The sequence below is a fragment of the Streptomyces sp. 7R007 genome (assembly GCF_054850255.1).
In genome coordinates, this window is the sequence record NZ_JBTWMV010000015.1 from 134162 (window position 1) to 154001 (window position 19840).

The following is a 19840-nucleotide window of genomic DNA, read 5'->3' on the forward strand; positions in this document are numbered from 1 at the left end:
ATCAGCAGCCGGAGGCCGCCGGCGTCGCATTGCTGTTTGAGTCGAAGAGCGGGGCCACCTCAAATCCCCGCTCCACGAGCGCCCGCAACTTCCGGGCATGCCGGTAGCCAAGACCCTTGGTGCGGGCCGCAGCGAGTTCCTCGCGCCGCCGCTTGTCCTCCGCGGCCTTCCTGCGGGCGGCCTCGATACGGGCCTGTACCTGCTGCTCAACGTGCGAGGTCGGTTCGGTCACGGCCGCTCACGCCCCAACTCCGCTTCAATGGCCGCGTTCCGCGCCTTGGCCTCGGCGAGCGCCATATCGAACTCCCGCTGATACTGGGCCCGCTCCGCCAGCGTCGCGGCCCGGTGCTCATCCAGCGGAGGCACGTCCACGCCCACCCGCCGCTTCGCCTCAATCACCAGCCGATACAGCTCAAACAGCGGCTCCGTGCCCATGGCGCACGCCGGACCGTGATGGGCGCACACCGGCCCTTCGCTCTCCAGCCGGCCGAACTCCAACCAGTCAGCCGCCCGCCCGAGGAACCCTCTCACGCGCCCACCCCCTCCACGAGGCGCAGGTGCCGGGCCACAGCACGGCGAGCGTCGACCATCCGGTCACTCGGGACGCCAGCCGCCGCGAGACCAGCCTCGATCGCGCCGATCACCGCCTCCGCCTGCTGCTCGGTGACCCGGGCCAGCCGCTCCTCGATGTTCAGCCGCGCAATAGCGCCGAGCACGTTCGCAGCCCGGTCCATCGCCCTCTCGTACAGGACGACCTCGGCCCGCAGCTGCTCCGTCCCGTTCGCCCCCCGATACCGCGGCGAATCCAGAGCGTTCACCAGAGCCGCCGTCGACTCCTGCCACGCCAACACCTGACCCGCCAGCTTCAACAGACCCGCCAGCGGATCACCAGCCGGTTCAACATCCAACTCAGCCAGCAACGCGCGCGCCTCCACCTCCAACGTCCGCCGCTCCGCAGCCGCACGAGCCTGAGGCGCCGCACCACCGTGCTTACGGCACACGGACTGTCCACGCATCGGACGATTCCCGCACGGGCCGCCATCCGACCGGTGAGCGGAGCAACGCGGACCCATGGAAGGCCCGTCCTCCGCCGAACCCATGAACGCTGTAGTCATGACGCCTCCGACCCGTCCGTCTGCGCGATGCGGTAGTGGCGGACGCTGAAGGCCGGCCACTCCTCCTCCGTCATGTACCGATGGAAGTTGGGGACGTTGCTCGCGACGGCGGTCCTGCCCTGCCCGTTGACGTACTGGCCGAGGAGCTGGCCGTCCTCGCCGACGGTCCACGCAATCAGTGGGCGTTGGTGGTAGGTGGTTTGGCCATCCGGGTCGAGCCCGGTAAAGACGGCGACGTAGTCGCCGGCGGGAATGAGGTCTGCCATGGGGGACTCCCGTTCAGGCTGTGGTGTGGGTTATCTCTGAGGACACTTCTCGCGGCCAGGACACCCAGGACATCCGCTGACCTGCGCAGGACAGGAAAGGACACCTGTCCTGGACCCCCTCTCGCGCGTCACGCGAAAGAGACTTGATGTCCCTTTTCTCTTAGTTCGTACATATAGAGAGAGGTGCAGTTTTGAAGCCACACAGGGGGTCCAGGACAGGTGTCCTAGGTGTCCTGGACCCCCCAGCAGAGGCCTAGGCGACTGCATAGACCCACCAGTCACCGTCTTCTTCGGCGGTGCGCAATACGCCCTTCGCGACGCCTCGTTCGATCACGCTCGGGAGTTCGCCGCGGTACCGAGAGTGGAACCTCTGAACCAAGTCGGTCCGGCTCATCCGACCGCCAGCACTCGCAAGATGGTCGAGAACCTTCTTCAGGCGGGCCTCCCGCTTCATCGCGGCCGCGTCCAAGGCCTCGTCCTTGCGGGTAGCAAGCTCGATCTCCGCGTCTGCCGCGGCCCTGCGAGCGGCGGCAGCTTCCCGCTCCGCCAAACCGACCAGATCGTCCCGGACAGCGCACGACGTTGCCCACAGCATCCCGGCGAGACGCCAGTCATCCATCGTCATGTGAAACCGGCCGTCGAGGATCGCGAGCAGGGCCGCGAACTTCATCTTCATGACCGGCTCGTGGCCGTTCAGTTCGTCATCGTCGATGCCGCCCGTACGAACCGCGCGCAGTCGCTTCTGCCGCATCTCTGCCGCCACCGCATCCGGCACCCGGAACACGACCGGGCCAGCGTCGTCGTGAGAGTCGTCAAGGCCGGGGAGAGTGATCGTGCCGGGGTGTTTGACCACCTCGTCCGGGATCGTTACGTCTCGGGCCCACATCCACAGGAAGCGCTGCGGCGTGCCCGTGCCAGCGTCCTTCAGCAGGGTTGAGGCGATGGACGGCTGGAGGCCGACGAGGACACCCATGGCGTACGACATGGGCGCCACGTATCGCTTCCGCTCCTGCGTCGCGTTCGTCTGCCCCAACGCCTCGCCCATGGCGGCCCGCCGGATCGTCTCGCCAAGGGTGGAACCGCCGCGTTCCTCAATGTCGCCGATGGACTTTCCCTCGTCGACGTAGACGAACGCGTTGTGGTGGATCTGCCTGCGGATCGCGACCATGACGGGGTCGCCCTTGTGGGGGCCCTTCTGGTGGATTTCGCCGGTGGGTTCTTCGACTGTGCCCATGAAGATCTCGGTGAGACCTTCGCCGGAGCCGATCGGGAGGGCGTCGCGGTCCATCAACCGGTCCGGCGTGGGGAATGCCTCCCGCGCGGCCCTGGCGGACTGACTCTTCCCGGCAGACGGGCCGCCGACCATTGCGACCGGAAGGTTCAGGGAGGCGCGGCCCATAGGGCTCTCTGCGGTGAATCGGTGAGGGATGGCACCCGATACGCGGGCCATGATCGCGCCGAGTGCCGTGTCCGCGGGCAGTAGCTTCGAGTGAGCCAGGCGCCTGATGCCGGCCAGAGACTCGCGAGAGTTCCAGAACTCCAGGGGTAGCTGGGTCGGCGGGATCTCCGCCTGCTCGTCCGCGCACCTTGCAGGGGCGTCCACCGGCACTAGGTCCTCAAGGGTGCCGCCGGCCGCTACATGGTCGGTGAAGTCTTTCGCCCGGTCGGAGACGAGAACGCGGTACCCGATCCCGTGACGATCAAGGGAAGCCGCGACGGTCTCGGCGTGCGTCAACCCGGCATCGTCGTTGTCGGCGATCACAATGACTTCACCCGCGCCCTTCAGCGACTGGGTGTAGTCGTCGCTCCACCCCATGCCGACGCCGCCGGGCATGGTGGTAGCCGTGACGCCCATGGATGCGAGGGTCTCGGTGTCCTTCTCCCCCTCGGTGATGGCGACGATCCCGCCAGCCTGCGCGGCCTGGACGACATCGGGCAGCCGGTACAGGACGCGGCGGATACCGGACGTGCCGAAGTAGCCGTCCCCACTGATCTGCTGGAAGGTCTTCTTCTGGCCAGGGATCTCGATCCGTACGACCTCGAACAGGAGCGCACCGGTCTCATCGCAGTACGGGTAGCTGGCAGCTTCGCCACGAAGGGGCCTTTTCGCCTTGGTTCGGACTCTGGGAGTCTTCGGCGGCGAAGGTTGCGGCCGGGGTCGAGGCGGTGCGGTGGGCCCCCTTTGGCCGCGCTCGCGAGGCTCGTCATACAGATCTGCCACAGTCCACCCGATCGCGATCAGGAAGTCGTCGTCTCCGCCGCACTTGTGGCAGTGGATGTCGACCTTGTCGTCCAGGCGGCGCACGGACACGGTGTCAGGCGAGTCGCCGCCATGGCACAGCCCGCGGACGCGGAAGCTGTCGCCGCGGTCCATGCAGATCGACTCGCCGAGGTCGCGGAGATCGTCACGGAGCCTGGCGATAGCGGTGTAGGCGACGGTCGTCATGCCCCACCGCCGAAGGTGTCGGTGTTGATGGTGTCCTCGGCCTTGCTCTTTGCGACCGTCTCGGCGAGGGCGAGCAGGTCTGCGATCCAGTGGCGGGCGCAGGCGCGGACGGCGCGCGGGGAGGGCTGCTCGTCGAGATGTGCATGGATGCTGTCGAGGACAAGCACCCGCCGTGCGCGTTCGCGGCGGTACTGCGCGAGCAGCTGCTCGCGCTCGTGCATGTCGGAGTCCCCGGCCGCGGTGGCAGCCAGGGTTCCGAGGGCGGGACGGCCGGTCACACGGCCCTCGGCAGACGGGCCGCGCGCAGCTCGGCGCGGACGCCGTTGCGGGCCGGGACGTTGAGAGCGCGCAGTTGTGCGCCGGACTTCCGCGAGCCGCGCCGCATACGGGCGCTGCGGGGGCGGTGGCCGTGGTGCGGGCCGCCGCGCTTCTTCCGCTGGGACTGATATGCGAAGCTGTCCACAGGCGTGGTGCCCTTCTGTGTGGACGTGACCCCGGGATTGCTGGCGAGCGATGACCCGGGGTTCGTCGTTGAACGGTTTCTGCGTCGAGGCCCCTCGCGGTCGTCGGTGCGGCTAACACCGGCGCATACGCGAGGGGTCGTTTCATGCCCCCCGGAGAGGGCGGATGACCGCCGATTCCCCAACCCTGCAACCGCATTGGGTATGCGATGGCAAGGCGTCTGAGCTGGAGATATGCGGGGTCGATGCACATTGCTGCTCGCCCTCGTCGTGCGAGGAAGCGGCCGCGGACTCCGCCGGGTACAGCAGGTTGATCAGGTCCCGCGTCGGAATCTTGATCTTCCGGCCGAGAGTGAGGGTGCGGGTCGCCGTCCACTCGCCGCGCCGAATCTGCGCGTACACGGTGTCCCGGTTGACGCCGAAGATCGATGCCACCGTAGGGACGTCAGTTGTCGGGCCGAGGGCCTCGATCGCCTCGCGGGTCCATGCCGCCATCAGGCCGACTCCCGTCGCTCGCCGATCTGGAGATAGGCCAACGCCTCATCCCGGTCGTAGCGCACGAGCCTGGGCCCGTGCTTGCGAGGGGTGGGGCCGATGCCTGCGCGCGCCCACCGCTCCAGGGTCCGCACGCTGACGCCCACGAGCTCCGCGGTCTGGGCCCTGGTCAGAAATTGTGCTGTCACGGTCGACAAACCCCTTCCGATCGTCCGTCATGGTCGATCGCTGAGGCTCAGTATGGGTGTCGCGTTGTGGGTGGTCAAGTCGCGCCGTGACGGATTAATGTGCCGTCATGGCACTTTCCGCGAATGAGTGGGCGGCGCAGATCGCCAGGCAGGTCGGCCAAGGGATCGCGCACTACCGGCTGCAAGCCAGGGACGTCCAGGGGCGCAAACTCACGGCGCAGGCCCTGGCCGACCGCTGCGCCGCCCTCGGCCTTCCCATGGACCGGACGGTCATCGCCAAGCTGGAGAAGGGGACGCGGCAGACCATCACCGTCGGGGAGGTGATCGTTCTTGCTCGCGCCCTACAGATTCCGCCCGTCGAGCTGCTGTTCCCCATCGGGCGCCAGGAGAACACCGAGGTCTTCCCCGACGAGGTTGTCGACACCTGGTCTGCGGTGCGGTGGTTCACGGGTGAGACGGAGATGATTCCGCAATCGCCCTACGACAACGAGGCCAAGCGCCAGGACAACGAGATTGTGGAGCTGTTCCGGAGGCACGATCGGCTGACTGATGAGTGGTGGACCCAGCGCGACCGACTGGCCACCATCTCGGCAACACGGTCTGAGGCCCTGCACCGGTACCGCACCGAGCCGGACCCCGGCGCCGTCGACGATCACATGCTGCGGCTCGCTGCCGACCGGCTGCATGCGATCGAGGATGAGATGCGCATGCTCCGCCGCGAGATGACCGACAGGGGTCTGACGCCGCCGGCACTCACTCCGGCGACCTCGTTCCTGGCCGATTTGCCGTCGCCCAGCGCACCCGAGTTCCAGGTCGCCTCCATTCCTATGGAACCGCTGTCCCCTGAGACGACGGAACCCAAGGCGGAAGAGTCACCAGATCACAAGGAGGGGGATAACGAGTGAAGCCGTACAAAGCCTGTTCGTGCAGGGACCCGGAAACGAAACGGCTCCTGGGCAAGAAATGCCCGCACCTCAGCAAGAAGGGGCACGGTGGCTGGTACGCCCGCTACGAAGCCCCGAAGTCCGGGGAGGGGAAGCGCCGCCAGCCGCGCATCGGTCCGTACACCACCGAGACGGAGTGCAAGAAGGAGCTGGCGAAGGTGCTCGGCACCGCGGCCAGCCCGAAAGCACACGACGAGCGGAACACAACGTTCGGCGCCTACCTCGAACGCCGTTACGCCTGGCGCGTGTCCGAGGCGGAGACTGGCGAGGGCCTGGCGAAGTCGACGCTGGAGGCCGAGCGCGAGGCCATCGACCTCTACGGACAGCCGGGACTCGGACACATCAAGGTCGTCGACCTCACCGACGAGCACTTCCGTGAGCTGTACGCAGCCATGCGAAAGATCAACCGGCCCGAGGAGCAGGGCGACCGCACGGAGATGCTGCGCCGGCTGAAGGAAGTGCGGGCCGTCCGGCACGGCAAGCGGCTGCACACCCGGCCGATCTCCGAGTCCCGCATCCGACGGGTGCACGCAGTCCTGCACGGCGCACTGACCGACGCGGTGAAGCTGTCCAAGATCCGGCCGGACAACCCGGCGGACGGGGTGTGGCGGTCGAAGGGCGGCAAGAAGAAGAAGGGCCGCATCAAGCCGCTGCTGTGGACCGACGAGCGCGTCGAGCAGTGGCTGAAGACCAACGTCGTCCCGGCGAAGGTGATGGTGTGGACGGCCGCGCAGACAGGCAACTTCCTCGACTTCGCCGACGCCGCCGAGGAGCGGCTGTATCCAGCGCTCCACCTCACCTCGTACTACGGCCCGCGCCGCGGCGAGTTGGTCGCCGCCGAGGAGCAGCACCTGAGCCTTGACCGGGCCCGGCTGCACATCCTCCAGTCGCAGTCGGATGACGAGCTGGACGACACCAAGAGCGAGGCTGGCTGGCGTCAGGTACCCCTCGACCCGGAGACGGTGCGCGTTCACCGGGCGTGGCACAAGCGGAAGCTGGAGGAACGTCTCCGGTGGGGTGAGCTGTACGAGGACTCGGGGCGCGTCTACTGCTACGAGGACGGCAGGGAGTTGAAGCCTGAGTACCTCTCCAGCCGCTTCAACATCCTGATTGAGCGGCACGGCAACATCCGCGCGAGGGCGGCCGAGAAGTGGCCAGTCGAGCGGATCGCCCGCAAGTACCGGACGACCGAGGCGGCCGTCGAGGTGGCCCTCCTGCTGCCGCTGCCCCCGATCCGCTTCCATGATCTGCGTCACGGTGCGGCCACGATGCTGCTCGCGGCCGGCGTGGACGACAAGTTCGTGTCGGAGGTGCTCGGCCACGCGTCGGTGTCCTTCACGAAGGACGTGTACGCGGTCGTCGCGGAGGAGATGGCGGCCGACGCTACGCGCCGGATCGCGGCGTTCATTCCCCGCCAGAATCGCCTTTCAGCGGTTGGTGCCATCACGGTGCCATCTGGGGGCTGAAACCGCCCCTGAACGCGACTCAGGGAGCCCAGCTCTCTTGAGCCGAACTCCCTGGTCAGGTGGCGGAGGCGGAGGGATTTGAACCCTCGATGGGCTTTAAGGCCCAAACCGCATTAGCAGTGCGGCGCCATAGACCGGACTAGGCGACGCCTCCAGCACAGCCGCCCGCGCGAGCGCGAGTGGTGCGTGCAGATGATGACACAGGCGAGCGCCCTGTCACCAATCGGCCTCCACGGTACTAGGCGACAAGGGCGCAGGGCAAAGCCCTTGTCGGCCGCGGCGGCGGGGGCCGGCGCAACGTCCGGGCGGCCCCCGCGTTAGTCAGGGCATGTCACACGTCGTCTCCCCCTCCGGACGCCGGCCCGGCCGGATGGCCGTCGTCGCCGTCAGCGCCGCCGTGTCCGTTCTCGTCCCCCTCGCCCCGCACGCCGTCGCCGCACCCCCGCCCGCCCGGGACGAGGACCGGGCCGGCGGCGTCGGCAGGGATCACGGCGACCACCTCCTCGTCCGGGTGCGGGACGCCGGGGGCGGGAGGGACGGGACGTACGAGGTGTTCTGTCATCCGGGGGGCGGGAGTCATCCCGACGTCGCCGGCGCCTGTCAGGGACTCGACCGGCAGACGCGGTGGGGGCGGGACCTGTTCGCGCCCGTGCCGGAGGGCAGCATGTGCACCATGCAGTACGGCGGCCCCGCCACCGCGCACGTCACCGGGACCTGGGCCGGGCGGCCCGTCAACGCCACCTACGACCGGCGGGACGGATGCGAGATCGCCCGCTGGGACCGGATGGTTCCCCTGCTGCCGGATCTGCGTCCCGTCGGGCGGTCGTAGCAGCGTTCTCCTGGCGTGCGCACCGGGGCCGTAAATGTCCCGGGCAGGACTTACGGAGCCCTTATGCAGGCCCGGCGCAGGCCATGGGAGGCGGTCACATGTTCTGCTTCACTTCGTCGTGCGACCTCCCTCTCATCCGGCGTCGCGAGCGCAACCCGTGCCCTTAGACTCCCTCGCGTGACACGTCGCGGGCAGGTTGGCAAGATGGCCCGAGCGGTCGGCAAGGTGCGGTAACAGGGAGGAAGCGTCTCGTGAGCAGCAGGCCATCCCGAGGCGCTGCTCGCCTCGCAGCCATACTCGACGCGCTTCCCGATGCGTTGGTCCTGGTCAACGCCAACGGAACCGTCGTCAACGCGAACACCATCGCGCTCGAAGCCTTCGAGGCTCCCGGCACCGCGCTCGTCGGGCGCGGGCTGCTCGACCTGCTGCCGGAGTTCGACTCCAAGCTGATCCCGGGCTCCATGCGCCGCCCCGACCACATGGACCCGCGCGGGCGGACCAAGCCGACCCGGATGGTGGCCAGGCGGACGGACGGGACCGAGTTCCCCGTCGAGGTCACCAGCGCCAACCTGGAGAACGGCCAGCAGGCCTACGACGGTTACGGCTACAGCGGCGACGAGCTGCTGATGCTCGTCGTACGGGATCTCACCGGCACCGTCGACACCGAGGCCGAACTCGCCCGCTCCCAGCGGCAGACCGAGATGATCCTGCGCGCCGCGGCCGAGGGCGTCGTCGGGACGGACACCTCGGGGCGGATCGTCCTCGTCAACCCGGCCGCCGCCCAGATACTGGGCTATCGCGCCAGCGACCTCGGCGGACGCGAGCTGCACACGCTCGTCCTGCACTCGCGCGCCGACGGCTCCCCCTTCCCCTACGACGAGTCCCCGCTCGCCGACACCCTGCGCTCCGGGCGCAAGCACCGGGTGCGCGGGCAGGTGCTGTTCGCCAAGAACGGCGACAAGGTCTCCGTCGACCTCACCACCGCGCCCGTGCGCGACGGCGACCAGCTCGTCGGCGCCGTGATGACCTTCACCGACCGGCGGCCCTACGACACGCTCGCCAAGGAGAAGGCCGAGGTCGAGAAGCGGCACGCCGAGGAGCTGGAGCGGATCGAGGAGGAGCACGCCTCCGAGCTCACCGCCCTGCGCCAGAAGCACGTCACCGAGCTGGAGGAGCTGCAGGAGCGGCACGACGAGGAGCTCGCCGCGGGCGAGGAGCGGTACGCGGCTCTCGGGGAACGCGAGAAGGACCGCTACGAGGCCCTCGCCGGGCGGCACGAGCAACTGCTGACGCTGCTCGGGCGGTCGCTGCGCGGGCCGCTGGACGAACTGCGGCGCGAACTGGCCGCGCTGGCCGCCGACGACGCGGGGCAGCTGTGGCCCGAGGCCAACCAGGTGCTGCACCACCTGTCCGCCGGGTACTCGCGGATCACCACCCTCATCGACAACGTCCTCGGCTACCAGCGCCTCGACGCCGGCAGCGAGACGGTCGTCCGGACGAAGGTCATGCTCGACGCGGTGGTCGCCGCCGGTGTCGACGGGGCCGTGGAGCTGATCGGGCCCGGCCGGGTGCAGTTCGCCGTGCACGCGCCGCCCATCGAGGCCGAGGTCGACCCGCAGCGGCTCGCCACCGCGCTCGCGCATCTCGTGGCGGACGTCGCGGGGGTCGACGCGACCGGCAACGCGCCCGTGTCGGCGGGCGGTTACATGGACAACACGGTGGTCGTCGCGGCGGCGCAGCGCGGTGAGGTCGTGCGGATCGAGGTGCGCGGGCCGTACGCCGGCGGGGACCCGGTCCACGAGCCGATCGTGCGCGGGATCGTGCGGGCCCACGGCGGGGTGCTGCAGACGCACGAGGTGCCGGGCATGAGCGGCAGCGCGTACGTGCTGGAGGTGCCGATCGGGGGCGGCGCCGGAGTCGTTCCGGCCACGGCCGCGGAGCCCGCCGCGGAGGCGGGCGGTGTCCCGGCCGAGCAGACGTCCGGTGGCGGGCGGCGGCGGGCCCGGCGGTCCTCCGTCGACGCCTTCCTGGAGAGCGACGCCCCGGGCGAGTCCGGTACGGCCGAGGAGGACGCCGGCGCGCCCACCGGGCGGCGCAGGAGGCGTGCGGCCGAGGAGGCGGCGGCGTCCGCGTCGGCCGCCACCGCTTCCGGTGACGGCTCCGGTGGTACGGGGCGGCGGCGCGGGCGGCCGGCCGAGGGCGCCGACGTCTCCGAGGGCGCCGTCGTCACGGCCGCCGAGCATGCCGCGGGTACGGCGGCCGTGGGCACGGGGCTGGGCGGGACCGTGCCGCCGCAGGGCGTTCCCGCGCCGAGCGGGCGCCGGGCCCGGCGCGACGGCGGCGAACAGCACGCGTTGCCGCCGGCGCTTCCGGCCGCGTCCGCGCAGGCCGCCGACGCCCCGGCCGCCTCCGACGCCGGGACCGCGCAGCCGACCGGGCGCCGTCGGCGTGCGCTGGCCGCCGCGAACGAGCGTGCCGCCGCCGCGCAGGCCGCGCAGGAGGCCGGCCCGCGCGCCGTCTTCGCCCTGCCACCGGCGGAGGCGGACCGCGGTGGCGAGAGCGGCGAGGCGGCAGCGGCGGCCGGCGCGGCTCCGAGTGCGGCTGCGGGTGCGGGTGCGGGTGCGGTCCCTGGTGCCACTCCGGGTGCGGGCGGAATGGGGCAGGTACCGGGGACGGTTCCGGGGCAGGGTCAGGCCGCGGCTCAGGGGCAGGTGCCCGGCGCCGCGCAGATCCCCGGGCAGCCGCAGGGGGCCGAGGGCGGCCTCGTACCGGCGGCGCAGGTGCCGGGCCAGCCGCAGCTCCCGGGGCAGGGGCCGGTTCCCGCGCAGGGGCTGGCGCCCGCTCAGGTGCCGGCTCCGGGGCAGGTGCAGATCCCGGCCGCGATGCCGGTCCAGGCACCCGGCCAACCCCAACTCGCCACGCCGGCACAGGCCCCCGTCACCGGGCAACCGCAGGTACCAGGACAGGTACAGCTCCCCGCCGCGATGCCGGTCCAGGCACCCGGCCAACCCCAACTCGCCACGCCGGCACAGGCACCCGCCGCCGGGCAACCGCAAGTACCGGCACAGGGACAGGCACCCGTGCCGGGACAGCCCCCTGTGCCGGGACAGCCACAGGTCCCAGGACAAGGACAGCCCCCCGTGCCGGGCCAGCCGCCGGTCCCAGGCCAGCCGCAGGCCGCCGTACCGCCGCAAGCCGCCGCCGCGCAGCCGCACGTTCCCGGGCAGCCGCAAGCCCCCGCCCAGCCGCAGATCGCCGCCCGGCCGCAGGCCCACGTGCCGTCCGTCGGGCAGGAGATCCCCGCCGGTGGTGTCGGTGACGACGGTCGGCACGATGCCGTTCCGCATGATCAGGCCGACGACCACACCCCGCCGCAGCCGCATCCGACCAGCGCGCCGACGGGGCGTCGTCGGCGGGCCGTGGCGCAGCCGGGCGGGGTGGCCGGGACGCCCGCGCAGGGAGTGCCGGCGCAGGAGGCCGCACCCCAGGACCCGGCCCGGGCCGTGCCCGCGCAGGGCGCCCTCGCGTCCAGCGTGCAGATGGCCCCGGGGCAGCCGGTCACCGCGCCGGACGCGGCCGGACAGGCGGCCGTACCCGCGCAGCCGCTGCCCGCGCAGCCGTTGCCCGGTCAGCCGGCCCCCGCCGCACAGCCGTGGGCCCCGACCGGGGAGACCACCGGTACCGGGGTTCCGCTGGCCGCCGCGCAGGCGCAGCCCCTGCCGGCCGAGGCGCCGGTCGATCCGAACTCGACGCAGGGCCGGGCGATCAGTGTGCGGACGCTGGGGCAGGGCGTGCCGTTCACGCGGCAGGCGGCCCAGGTGCAGCAGCCGCAGCCGACGGCCACCCCCGCCCCGCACCAGCCCGGCGGCTCCGGACGGCGCCGCAAGCTGGGCACGCGCCCCGATGCCGCGGCGGCGGACGCCACGGCCGCGGCTCCCACGGAACAGACCGCCCGGCCCCATCCGGCTGCCGAGCAGGTTCCCGCACAGCCCCAGCCGCAGCCCCAGCCGTCCCTGGCCGGGCAGTCCCGGCTCGCTCAGCCCACCGAGGGCACCGGACGGTCGTACGCCATAGGCGCACCGGACGAGAACGCCGCCGAGGGGCCCGAGCCGCTGGACGGTCCGGGCGGGGCCGTGGAGGTGGCGGATCCGCCTCGCCCGCAGCCCATGGACGACGAGCTGCCGCCGGAGCCGCTGGACAACCCGCGGCGGCTGCTGGTGTGGCCCGCGCCGGACGTGACGACCCAGCAGGCGCTCAGCGACCGCGGCTACCGGCCCGTCATCGTGCACTCGCGCGAGGAGGTCGACGCGCAGATCGCCGCCTTCCCGGCCGCGCTGTTCGTCGACCCGCTCACCGGGCCGATCACGCGGACCGCGCTGCAGTCGCTGCGCGAGGCCGCCGTCACCGCCCAGGTGCCGGTGATGGTGACGGCCGGGCTGGGGCAGGCGACGCGTGAGGCGGCGTACGGCGCCGACCCCGCCGTGCTGCTGAAGGCGCTGGCCCCGCGCGACAGCGAGCAGCATCCGCCGCGGGTGCTGCTGATCGAGGAGCACGCGGAGATCGCGCTGGCGCTGACCTCGACGCTGGAGCGGCGCGGGATGCAGGTGGCGCGGGCCGCGAGCGACGCGGACGCGGTGACGCTCGCGGGGCAGTTCCGGCCGAACCTGGTCGTGATGGACCTGTTGCAGGTGCACCGGCGGCGGGCCGGAATCCTCGACTGGCTGCGCGCGAACGGGCAGCTCAACCGCACCCCGCTCGTCGTCTACACCGCCGCCGTCGACCAGGCCGACCTGCCCCGGCTGGCCTCCGGCGAGACGGTGCTGTTCCTCGCCGAGCGGTCCACCAGCCCCGAGGTGCAGAGCCGGATCGTGGACCTGCTGGCGCGGATCGGCACCAACTGACGGAGGCCGCCGGACCGGTGTTCAGAGCCGGGTGACGTCCAGCGCGCCCTCGGCGTAGCGCCTGCGCAGGACCTTCTTGTCGAACTTGCCCACGCTCGTCTTCGGCACCGCCTCGACGATCGTCCAGCGCTCCGGGAGCTGCCACTTGGCGATCTTGCAGGCGTCGGAGGCGAGGAAGGCGCGCAGCGACTCGAAGTCGGCGGTGGCGCCCTCCTTGAGCACGACGGTGGCCAGCGGGCGCTCGCCCCACTTCTCGTCGGGGACGGCCACCACGGCGGCCTCGGCGACGTCCGGGTGGGACATCAGGGCGTTTTCGAGGTCGACGGAGGAGATCCACTCGCCGCCGGACTTGATGACGTCCTTGGCGCGGTCGGTGAGGGTGAGGAAGCCGTCGGGGGAGATGGTGCCGACGTCGCCGGTCTTCAGCCAGCCGTCCTCGCTGAACTTGTCGGCGGGGCGCAGGGGTTCGGCGTCCGGGCCGTTGTAGTAGGCGCCCGCGATCCAGGGGCCGCGGACCTCCAGCTCGCCGGCCGACTCGCCGTCCCAGGGCAGGCGTTCGCCGCCGGGGCCGGTGAGGCGGGCCTCGACGCCGGCCGGGAAACGGCCCTGGGTAAGGCGGTAGGCGAACTCCTCCTCGGTGCCGATCGCGTGCGCCGGCGGGCGGGCGACCGTGCCGAGCGGGGAGGTCTCCGTCATGCCCCAGGCGTGGCAGACCCGCATGCCGAGCCGGTCGAAGGCCTCCATGAGGGAGGGCGGGCAGGCGGAGCCGCCGATGGTGACCTGGGTGAGCGAGGAGACGTCACGGGGCTTGGCGGTGAGCTCGGCGAGCAGGCCCTGCCAGATGGTGGGGACGGCCGCCGCGTGCGTCGGGCGCTGCGTCTCGATCATCTCGGCGAGCGGGGCGGGCTGGAGGAAGCGGTCCGGCATCAGCATGTTGACGCCGGTCATGAAGGTGGCGTGCGGCAGGCCCCAGGCGTTGACGTGGAACTGCGGGACCACGATCAGCGAGGTGTCCTGGTCGGTCAGGCCCATCGACTGGGTCATGTTGACCTGCATGGAGTGCAGGTAGACGGAGCGGTGGCTGTAGACGACGCCCTTGGGGTCGCCCGTGGTGCCGGAGGTGTAGCACATGGCGGCGGCCTGCCGCTCGTCGAGCTCGGGCCAGTCGTAGGTCGTGGGCCGGTCCGCGATCAGCTCCTCGTACTCGTGCACCCGCGCGCGGGCGCCGTCCAGGAGCGAGCGGTCGCCGGGCCCGGAGACCACGATGTGCTCGATCGTCGGCAGCTTGTCCAGCAGCGGCGCGAGGAGCGGGAGCAGGGAGCCGTTGACGATGACGACCCTGTCGGCGGCGTGGTTGACGATCCACACCAGTTGCTCGGCCGGCAGGCGGAGGTTGAGGGTGTGCAGGACCGCGCCCATGGCGGGGATCGCGAAGTAGGCCTCGACGTGCTCGGCGTTGTTCCACATCAGGGTGGCCACACGGTCGTCGCCCCGGACGCCGAGCTCGTCGCGCAGGGCGTTCGCCAGCCGCACCGCGCGGGTGCCCGCCTCGGCGAAGCTGCGCCGCTGCGGCTCACCCTCGCCGGTCCAGGTGATGATCTGCGAGCGTCCGTGCACCGACACCCCGTGCACCAGGATGCGGGTCACGGTCAGCGGTACGTCCTGCATCGTGCTCAGCACGGTGTCCTCCCGGGGCGACATTGCCTACGCGGCGGTAAGGGATGCGCTGATTCTGCTCACATACCGCGCGGTATGTCACTAGGCGCCGGTGATCGATCACCGCACAGCCGCCCCCATTTGCCCCCAGGCGGGCGCATTACCGCACAAGGCCCAGCTCAGGGTCCTCGCGCAGCTTGCCGAGCGCCCGCGACACCGCCGACTTCACCGTGCCCACCGACACGCCGAGCACCTCGGCCGTCTGGACCTCGCTGAGATCCTCGTAGTACCGCAGGACGACCATCGCCCGCTGCCGGGCGGGCAGCCTCGTGATCGCCCGCCACATCGCGTCGTGCAGGGCCTGCTGCTCGGCCGGGTCGTCGTCGCCGGGCACCGGCTCCGGCTCGGGCAGCTCCTCGCACACGAACTCGTCGACCTTGCGCTTGCGCCACTGCGAGGTGCGCGTGTTCAGCAGCGCCCGGCGCACATAGCCGTCGAGGGCCCGGTGGTCCTCGATCCGCTCCCAGGCGACGTACGTCTTGGTGAGCGCGGTCTGCAGCAGGTCCTCGGCGTCGCTCGGGTTGGCGGTCAGCGAGCGGGCGGTGCGCAGCAGCACCGGCTGGCGTGCCCTCACGTACGACGCGAACGACGGGTACGCGGCGGTCTGCGTCGCCGGTTCGGCGGCGGTCGAAGCGCTGGTGCAGACGGGTGTGGTCATGGCTCCACGCTATGAGCGGGGGCGGCCGCGGCGGATCGGCCGCAGGTCCCGAAGGGGACTCCGCCTCAGGTTGTAGGGGCGGTGCCGACTGCACCTCCTGAAGGTGGACGAGCGGGTCCGGGGTACTGCGGGACGACCCCTGAGGGAGTCATCCCGGCGGGGTGAGGACCAGGCCCGACGTCGGCACCCCCGTCCCGGCCGTGACCAGGACCCGGCCCGCCCCCGGCACCTGGTTCACGGCCGTCCCGCGCACCTGCCGCACTCCCTCGGCGATGCCGTTCATCCCGTGGAGGTACGCCTCCCCGAGCTGTCCGCCGTGGGTGTTGAGCGGCAGCGTCCGCCCGGCCACGAAGTCCGCCGCCTCCCCCTTCCCGCAGAACCCGAACTCCTCCAGCTGCATCAGCACGAACGGCGTGAAGTGGTCGTACAGGATCGCCACGTCGATGTCCGACGGCCCCAGGCCCGCCGTCCGCCACAGCTGTCCGGCCACCACGCCCATCTCCGGCAGCCCGGTCAGGTCGTCCCGGTAGAAGCTGGTCATCTGCTCCTGTCCGCGTCCCGCGCCCTGGGCGGCCGCCGCGATCACCGCGGGCGGGTGCGGCAGGTCGCGGGCGCGCTCCAGGGAGGTGACGACGACCGCCTGGCCGCCGTCCGTCTCCTGGCAGCAGTCCAGCAGCCGCAGCGGCTCGACGATCCAGCGGGAGGCCGCGTGGTCGGCGAGGGTGATCGGGCGGCCGTGGAAGTACGCCGCCGGGTTCGTCGCCGCGTACATGCGGTCGACGACGGCCACGTGGCCGAAGGCCTCGGGGGTGAGGCCGTGGGTGTGCAGATAGCGCTGGGCCGCCATGGCCACCCAGGACGCCGGGGTGAGCAGCCCGAACGGCAGCGACCAGCCCAGGGCCGCCCCCTCGGCGGAGGGCTCCCGGTGCTGGACGCCGGAGCCGAACCTGCGGCCCGACCGTTCGTTGAACGCCCGGTAGCAGACGACGACCTCGGCCACGCCGGCGGCGACGGCGAGCGCCGCCTGCTGGACGGTCGCGCAGGCCGCGCCGCCGCCGTAGTGGACGCGGGAGAAGAAGGACAGCTCGCCGATGCCGCAGGCCTGGGCGACCGTGATCTCCGGGCTGGTGTCCATGGTGAAGGTGACCATGCCGTCCACGTCGTCCGGCGTGAGCCCGGCGTCGTCGAGCGCGGCCCGCACCGCCTCGGCGGCCAGCCGCAGTTCACTGCGCCCGGAGTCCTTGGAGAACTCCGTGGCGCCGATGCCGGCGATCGCCGCGCGGCCGCCGAGGACGTCCCGGCCGCGGACGCTCATGACGCGGCTCCCGGGACCGTGACCGTCACCGTGCCGGTGACGTGGTGGCCGATGCCGTTGGCGCCCACCACCCGGACCGTCGCCGTGTCGCCGTCGACCTCCTCGACCGTGCCGGTCAGCACCATCGTGTCGCCGGGGTGGTTGGGCGCGCCCAGGCGTATGGCCACCTTGCGCAGGACGGCCGTGGGGCCGAAGTGGTCGGTGATGTAGCGGCCGACCAGGCCGTTGGTCGTCAGGATGTTCATGAAGATGTCCGGGGAGCCCCTGCGGCGGGCCGACTCGGGGTCGTGGTGGACGTCCTGGTAGTCGCGGGAGGCGATCGCCCCGGCGACGATGAGGGTGCGGGTGACCGGGATCTCCAGCGGCGGAAGCTTCTCGCCGGCCCTCATGCGGCCTCCTCCCGGGCACGGAACACGGGCAGCACCAACTCGTCGTCGTACGCCTGGAATACGAGGCGGACGGGCATGCCGATGCGGACCTTGTCGTAGGGCACCCCGATGACGTTGCTGATCATCCTCACGCCCTCCGCGAGTTCGATCAGGGCGACGGCGTACGGGGGGTCGAAGGCGGGGAACGGCGGGTGGTGCAGGACGACGTACGAGTAGACCGTGCCCTCGCCGCTCGCCTCGCGGGTGTCCCAGTCGGGGCTGCCGCAGGCGTTGCAGCCGGGGAGCCAGGGGAAGCGGAGGGTCGCGCAGGCGGCGCAGCGCTGGAGGAGCAACCGGTGGCCGGCGACGCCCTCCCAGAAGCCGGCGTTGTCGCGGTTGACGACGGGGCGGGGGCGCTGGGCGGGCTTGCGCGTGCCGGGCTCCTGGCCCGAACCGCGGGCGGGGGCGTACTTGAGGACGCGGAAGCGGTGGGTGCCGACCAGCTCGGGGCCGACCCGGATGTCGGTCCGGCTCGTGACGAAGTACCCCGTGCCCAGCCTGGTCCTCTTGCGCCCCGACACCGACTCGATCACCGAGTCGAAGGTGATCTCGTCGCCGGGGCGCAGGGGTCTGACGTACTCCTGCTCGCAGTCCGTGGCGACGATCGAGGTGCAGCCCGCCTCGTCCAGCAGGCCGAGCAGTTCGTCGTACGCCGGGGAACGGCCGTCGTGGCCGGAGAGGCCGCCCATGATCCAGGCCTGGAGCATGGTGGGCGGGGCGATGGCCGCCGGGCCCGCGTAGGCGGGGTTCGTGTCCCCCATGGCCTCGCACCAGTGCCGGATCATCGGCAGGTTGACGGGGTCCTTGCCCCTGCCGGCGACGGTGGCGGAACGCCCCTCGTAGCCCTTCAGCCGCGCGCCCAGCTCGTCCTCGTCCGTCATCGTCGCCCCTCCCGCGCACCGGGTTTCTGACTGTCCGTCAGATACCCTGCGCTGTCAAGGTCACGGCCGGCCGCGGGCCCTACGCACACGCCTGCGCGGCGGCACCGAAGCACCGCCGCGCAGACGCGTCATCACCCCGCGAAGCACACCCCTGGCGTCACGGACGCCGGTCGACCGGCCTTCCGGTTCACCACAGATGGCCGAAGTGGATGGCGACGTTCTCGTTGCCCTGCTGGATGGCCGTGAACGCCGAGCCGTTCACCTGCGCGGTGTTGCTCTGGTTCGAGGCGCCCGAACCGACCGCGTTCTGCTGGGTCGTGGACGAGTTGCCGTTGTTGTCGTGCCCGACACCGCTGCCGACGATGCTCGCGACACCCGCGTTCGATCCGTCGTCCGCGAACGCGCCGTTGTCCGCCGCCGCGACGCCCGCGAAGAGGGCGGCTGCCAGCGGCAGGGCGGAGACGGCGGCGATGACGCGGGCGGTACGGATGCTTGCCATGTTCTTCCTCCAGAACCCGGCTTCCTTGCCGGAAGTACGTCAAGTACGGCTGCTGCCAAGGCGGTTGGCCGACCGCCTCGGCGTCTTGTGGACGACGTCGCGAGATCAGAGTTGCCCACCGAATCCCCGGCGAACCAGCCCGGAAGGCACGATTCCCACTCAAGTGCTACGACAAGTCGATAAACCCCTTTCACCACTTCCAAGCCGCAGGTCAGCACGTTGGGGACGACTCCGCTCAAGGGGGACAAGGGATGAAGCGTTCCGGCACATTTCCGGCCAATCTCGCCGGACCGGCGCGTCGCGCACAGCCCCCCTTCCCTTTTTCGAACGTACGTACGAACATGGAGGCATGGCCACCACCGACCGGCAGGCCACGACGCTGGCCCTCGCACACGCCCTGTCAGCCGCCGAGCGCGGACTGGCCGTCATCCCCCTGTCCCGGACCAAGCTCCCGGCCCTGCGCTCCCCGCACCGCGACGACCCCGAGCCCGGTCGCTGCCACGGCGAGTGCGGGCGCCTGGGCCACGGTGTGTACGACGCCTCCACCGACCCCGTCCGCATCCGCGAACTGTTCGCCGCGGCCCCCTGGGCGACCGGCTACGGCATCGCCTGCGGGCTGCCGCCCCACCACCTGATCGGCGTCGACCTCGACACGAAGTCCGGCACGGACTCCTCGGCCGCCCTGCGCGAGCTGGCCTTACGCCACCTCTTCACCATCCCGGACACGGTCGTCGTCCTCACCCCCAGCGGCGGCCGCCACCTCTGGCTGAGCGGCCCGCCGGACGTCGTCGTCCCCAACTCGGCCGGCCGGCTGGCCCCGGGCATCGACATCCGCGGCGCGGGCGGCTACCTGGTCGGGCCGGGCTCCCGTACCGGCCACGGCGTCTACACGACGGCCCCCGGCACCGCCCACCTCGCCCCCGCCGCCTGTCCTGCGGCCCTGCTGCGCCTGCTGCTCCCGCCGCCGCGTCCCGTCCACCCGGCGACGCACCCCTCGGCCGGCGACCACGGGCAGGGCCTGGTCCAGTTCGTGCTCGCCGCGCACGAGGGGCAGCGCAACACCCGCCTGTTCTGGGCGGCCTGCCGGGCCTACGAGAACGGCATCGGCCCCGCCCTCGTCGCTCCCCTGCTCGACGCCGCGCTCGACACCGGCCTGACCGAATGCGAGGCCCGGGCGACGATCGCGTCGGCGGCACGGATGACGGGGCACCGGCCGTGAGGCCGCCGCACCA

At 71.6% G+C, this 19840-nt stretch carries 20 protein-coding genes and 1 tRNA gene; 5 read left to right on the top strand and 16 right to left on the bottom strand.

Annotated elements, in window-relative coordinates:
- Position 1: 1 nt before the first annotated feature.
- The 9 genes from ACYF6T_RS21350 to ACYF6T_RS21390 form a co-directional block, all read right to left on the bottom strand.
- Positions 2-232 (bottom strand): hypothetical protein, encoded by a 231-nt coding sequence (locus ACYF6T_RS21350; RefSeq protein ID WP_461698381.1) that lies wholly within the window; start codon positions 230-232, stop codon positions 2-4.
- On the bottom strand, positions 229-531 hold the full coding sequence (locus ACYF6T_RS21355) for a hypothetical protein (RefSeq protein WP_461698382.1): 303 nt from the start codon (positions 529-531) through the stop codon (positions 229-231). The genes ACYF6T_RS21350 and ACYF6T_RS21355 overlap by 4 nt, the downstream gene beginning before the upstream one ends.
- Positions 528-941: a hypothetical protein gene (locus tag ACYF6T_RS21360; RefSeq protein WP_461698383.1), complete on the bottom strand. Its 414-nt coding sequence runs from the start codon at positions 939-941 to the stop codon at positions 528-530. Before ACYF6T_RS21360 ends, ACYF6T_RS21355 begins: the two co-directional genes overlap by 4 nt.
- Positions 942-1111: 170 nt before the next feature.
- Positions 1112-1381, bottom strand: coding sequence for a DUF6253 family protein (locus ACYF6T_RS21365; protein ID WP_461698384.1), 270 nt, complete (start codon positions 1379-1381; stop codon positions 1112-1114).
- 253 nt (positions 1382-1634) lie between these two features.
- A complete protein-coding gene (locus tag ACYF6T_RS21370) occupies positions 1635-3827 on the bottom strand; it encodes a hypothetical protein (protein ID WP_461698385.1) in 2193 nt (730 codons plus the stop codon).
- Positions 3824-4048, bottom strand: a complete 225-nt coding sequence (locus tag ACYF6T_RS21375) for a hypothetical protein (protein ID WP_461698386.1) — start codon at positions 4046-4048, stop codon at positions 3824-3826. Before ACYF6T_RS21375 ends, ACYF6T_RS21370 begins: the two co-directional genes overlap by 4 nt.
- A 53-nt stretch (positions 4049-4101) precedes the next feature.
- Positions 4102-4290 (bottom strand): hypothetical protein, encoded by a 189-nt coding sequence (locus ACYF6T_RS21380; RefSeq protein WP_461698387.1) that lies wholly within the window; start codon positions 4288-4290, stop codon positions 4102-4104.
- 142 nt (positions 4291-4432) lie between these two features.
- The gene (locus tag ACYF6T_RS21385) at positions 4433-4783 is read right to left on the bottom strand and encodes a helix-turn-helix domain-containing protein (protein ID WP_461698388.1); all 351 of its coding nucleotides are present in this window, start codon (positions 4781-4783) and stop codon (positions 4433-4435) included.
- Complete coding sequence (locus ACYF6T_RS21390) at positions 4783-4971, bottom strand: helix-turn-helix transcriptional regulator (RefSeq protein ID WP_361517347.1); 189 nt, start codon at positions 4969-4971, stop codon at positions 4783-4785. Before ACYF6T_RS21390 ends, ACYF6T_RS21385 begins: the two co-directional genes overlap by 1 nt.
- A gap of 107 nt (positions 4972-5078) precedes the next feature.
- Here ACYF6T_RS21390 and ACYF6T_RS21395 point away from each other — a divergent pair, with 107 nt between their 5' ends.
- Together ACYF6T_RS21395 and ACYF6T_RS21400 are read left to right on the top strand one after the other, a co-directional pair.
- A complete protein-coding gene (locus ACYF6T_RS21395) occupies positions 5079-5876 on the top strand; it encodes a helix-turn-helix domain-containing protein (protein WP_461698389.1) in 798 nt (265 codons plus the stop codon).
- Positions 5873-7381 (top strand): tyrosine-type recombinase/integrase, encoded by a 1509-nt coding sequence (locus ACYF6T_RS21400; RefSeq protein WP_461698390.1) that lies wholly within the window; start codon positions 5873-5875, stop codon positions 7379-7381. Before ACYF6T_RS21395 ends, ACYF6T_RS21400 begins: the two co-directional genes overlap by 4 nt.
- A gap of 60 nt (positions 7382-7441) precedes the next feature.
- Here ACYF6T_RS21400 and ACYF6T_RS21405 read toward each other — a convergent pair.
- Positions 7442-7535 (bottom strand) — tRNA-Ser (locus tag ACYF6T_RS21405).
- A 174-nt stretch (positions 7536-7709) separates the two neighbouring features.
- Here ACYF6T_RS21405 and ACYF6T_RS21410 point away from each other — a divergent pair.
- Together ACYF6T_RS21410 and ACYF6T_RS21415 are read left to right on the top strand one after the other, a co-directional pair.
- Entirely contained in the window at positions 7710-8210 is a 501-nt protein-coding gene (locus ACYF6T_RS21410) for an SSI family serine proteinase inhibitor (protein WP_461698391.1), read from the top strand.
- Between the two features lie 251 nt (positions 8211-8461).
- A complete protein-coding gene (locus ACYF6T_RS21415) occupies positions 8462-13111 on the top strand; it encodes a PAS domain-containing protein (protein ID WP_461698392.1) in 4650 nt (1549 codons plus the stop codon).
- A 21-nt stretch (positions 13112-13132) separates the two neighbouring features.
- Here ACYF6T_RS21415 and ACYF6T_RS21420 read toward each other — a convergent pair whose 3' ends face one another.
- The 6 genes from ACYF6T_RS21420 to ACYF6T_RS21445 form a co-directional block, all read right to left on the bottom strand.
- On the bottom strand, positions 13133-14791 hold the full coding sequence (locus tag ACYF6T_RS21420; RefSeq protein WP_461698393.1) for a long-chain fatty acid--CoA ligase: 1659 nt from the start codon (positions 14789-14791) through the stop codon (positions 13133-13135).
- Positions 14792-14927: 136 nt separating this feature from the next.
- Complete coding sequence (locus tag ACYF6T_RS21425) at positions 14928-15485, bottom strand: SigE family RNA polymerase sigma factor (RefSeq protein ID WP_461698394.1); 558 nt, start codon at positions 15483-15485, stop codon at positions 14928-14930.
- 148 nt (positions 15486-15633) lie between these two features.
- A complete protein-coding gene (locus tag ACYF6T_RS21430; protein ID WP_461698395.1) occupies positions 15634-16800 on the bottom strand; it encodes a lipid-transfer protein in 1167 nt (388 codons plus the stop codon).
- Positions 16797-17189 carry a MaoC/PaaZ C-terminal domain-containing protein gene (locus ACYF6T_RS21435; protein WP_461698396.1) on the bottom strand — a complete coding sequence of 131 codons (393 nt, stop codon included), beginning with the start codon at positions 17187-17189 and terminating at the stop codon, positions 16797-16799. Before ACYF6T_RS21435 ends, ACYF6T_RS21430 begins: the two co-directional genes overlap by 4 nt.
- On the bottom strand, positions 17186-18109 hold the full coding sequence (locus tag ACYF6T_RS21440) for a bifunctional MaoC family dehydratase N-terminal/OB-fold nucleic acid binding domain-containing protein (protein ID WP_461698397.1): 924 nt from the start codon (positions 18107-18109) through the stop codon (positions 17186-17188). The genes ACYF6T_RS21435 and ACYF6T_RS21440 overlap by 4 nt, the downstream gene beginning before the upstream one ends.
- Before the next feature lie 187 nt (positions 18110-18296).
- The gene (locus tag ACYF6T_RS21445; RefSeq protein ID WP_461698398.1) at positions 18297-18608 is read right to left on the bottom strand and encodes a hypothetical protein; all 312 of its coding nucleotides are present in this window, start codon (positions 18606-18608) and stop codon (positions 18297-18299) included.
- A 349-nt stretch (positions 18609-18957) separates the two neighbouring features.
- Between ACYF6T_RS21445 and ACYF6T_RS21450 the strand changes: the two genes are divergently transcribed.
- Positions 18958-19827 carry a bifunctional DNA primase/polymerase gene (locus ACYF6T_RS21450; RefSeq protein ID WP_461698399.1) on the top strand — a complete coding sequence of 290 codons (870 nt, stop codon included), beginning with the start codon at positions 18958-18960 and terminating at the stop codon, positions 19825-19827.
- Positions 19828-19840: the final 13 nt, after the last annotated feature.

Coding starts and splice junctions, on each gene's coding strand:
- ACYF6T_RS21375 (WP_461698386.1), bottom strand. CDS start 4,048: ATGCACGAGCGCGAGCAGCTGCTCGCGCAGTACCGCCGCGAACGCGCA.
- ACYF6T_RS21365 (WP_461698384.1), bottom strand. CDS start 1,381: ATGGCAGACCTCATTCCCGCCGGCGACTACGTCGCCGTCTTTACCGGG.
- ACYF6T_RS21395 (WP_461698389.1), top strand. CDS start 5,079: ATGGCACTTTCCGCGAATGAGTGGGCGGCGCAGATCGCCAGGCAGGTC.
- ACYF6T_RS21430 (WP_461698395.1), bottom strand. CDS start 16,800: ATGAGCGTCCGCGGCCGGGACGTCCTCGGCGGCCGCGCGGCGATCGCC.
- ACYF6T_RS21435 (WP_461698396.1), bottom strand. CDS start 17,189: ATGAGGGCCGGCGAGAAGCTTCCGCCGCTGGAGATCCCGGTCACCCGC.
- ACYF6T_RS21445 (WP_461698398.1), bottom strand. CDS start 18,608: ATGGCAAGCATCCGTACCGCCCGCGTCATCGCCGCCGTCTCCGCCCTG.
- ACYF6T_RS21440 (WP_461698397.1), bottom strand. CDS start 18,109: ATGACGGACGAGGACGAGCTGGGCGCGCGGCTGAAGGGCTACGAGGGG.
- ACYF6T_RS21450 (WP_461698399.1), top strand. CDS start 18,958: ATGGCCACCACCGACCGGCAGGCCACGACGCTGGCCCTCGCACACGCC.
- ACYF6T_RS21410 (WP_461698391.1), top strand. CDS start 7,710: ATGTCACACGTCGTCTCCCCCTCCGGACGCCGGCCCGGCCGGATGGCC.
- ACYF6T_RS21425 (WP_461698394.1), bottom strand. CDS start 15,485: ATGACCACACCCGTCTGCACCAGCGCTTCGACCGCCGCCGAACCGGCG.
- ACYF6T_RS21385 (WP_461698388.1), bottom strand. CDS start 4,783: ATGGCGGCATGGACCCGCGAGGCGATCGAGGCCCTCGGCCCGACAACT.
- ACYF6T_RS21370 (WP_461698385.1), bottom strand. CDS start 3,827: ATGACGACCGTCGCCTACACCGCTATCGCCAGGCTCCGTGACGATCTC.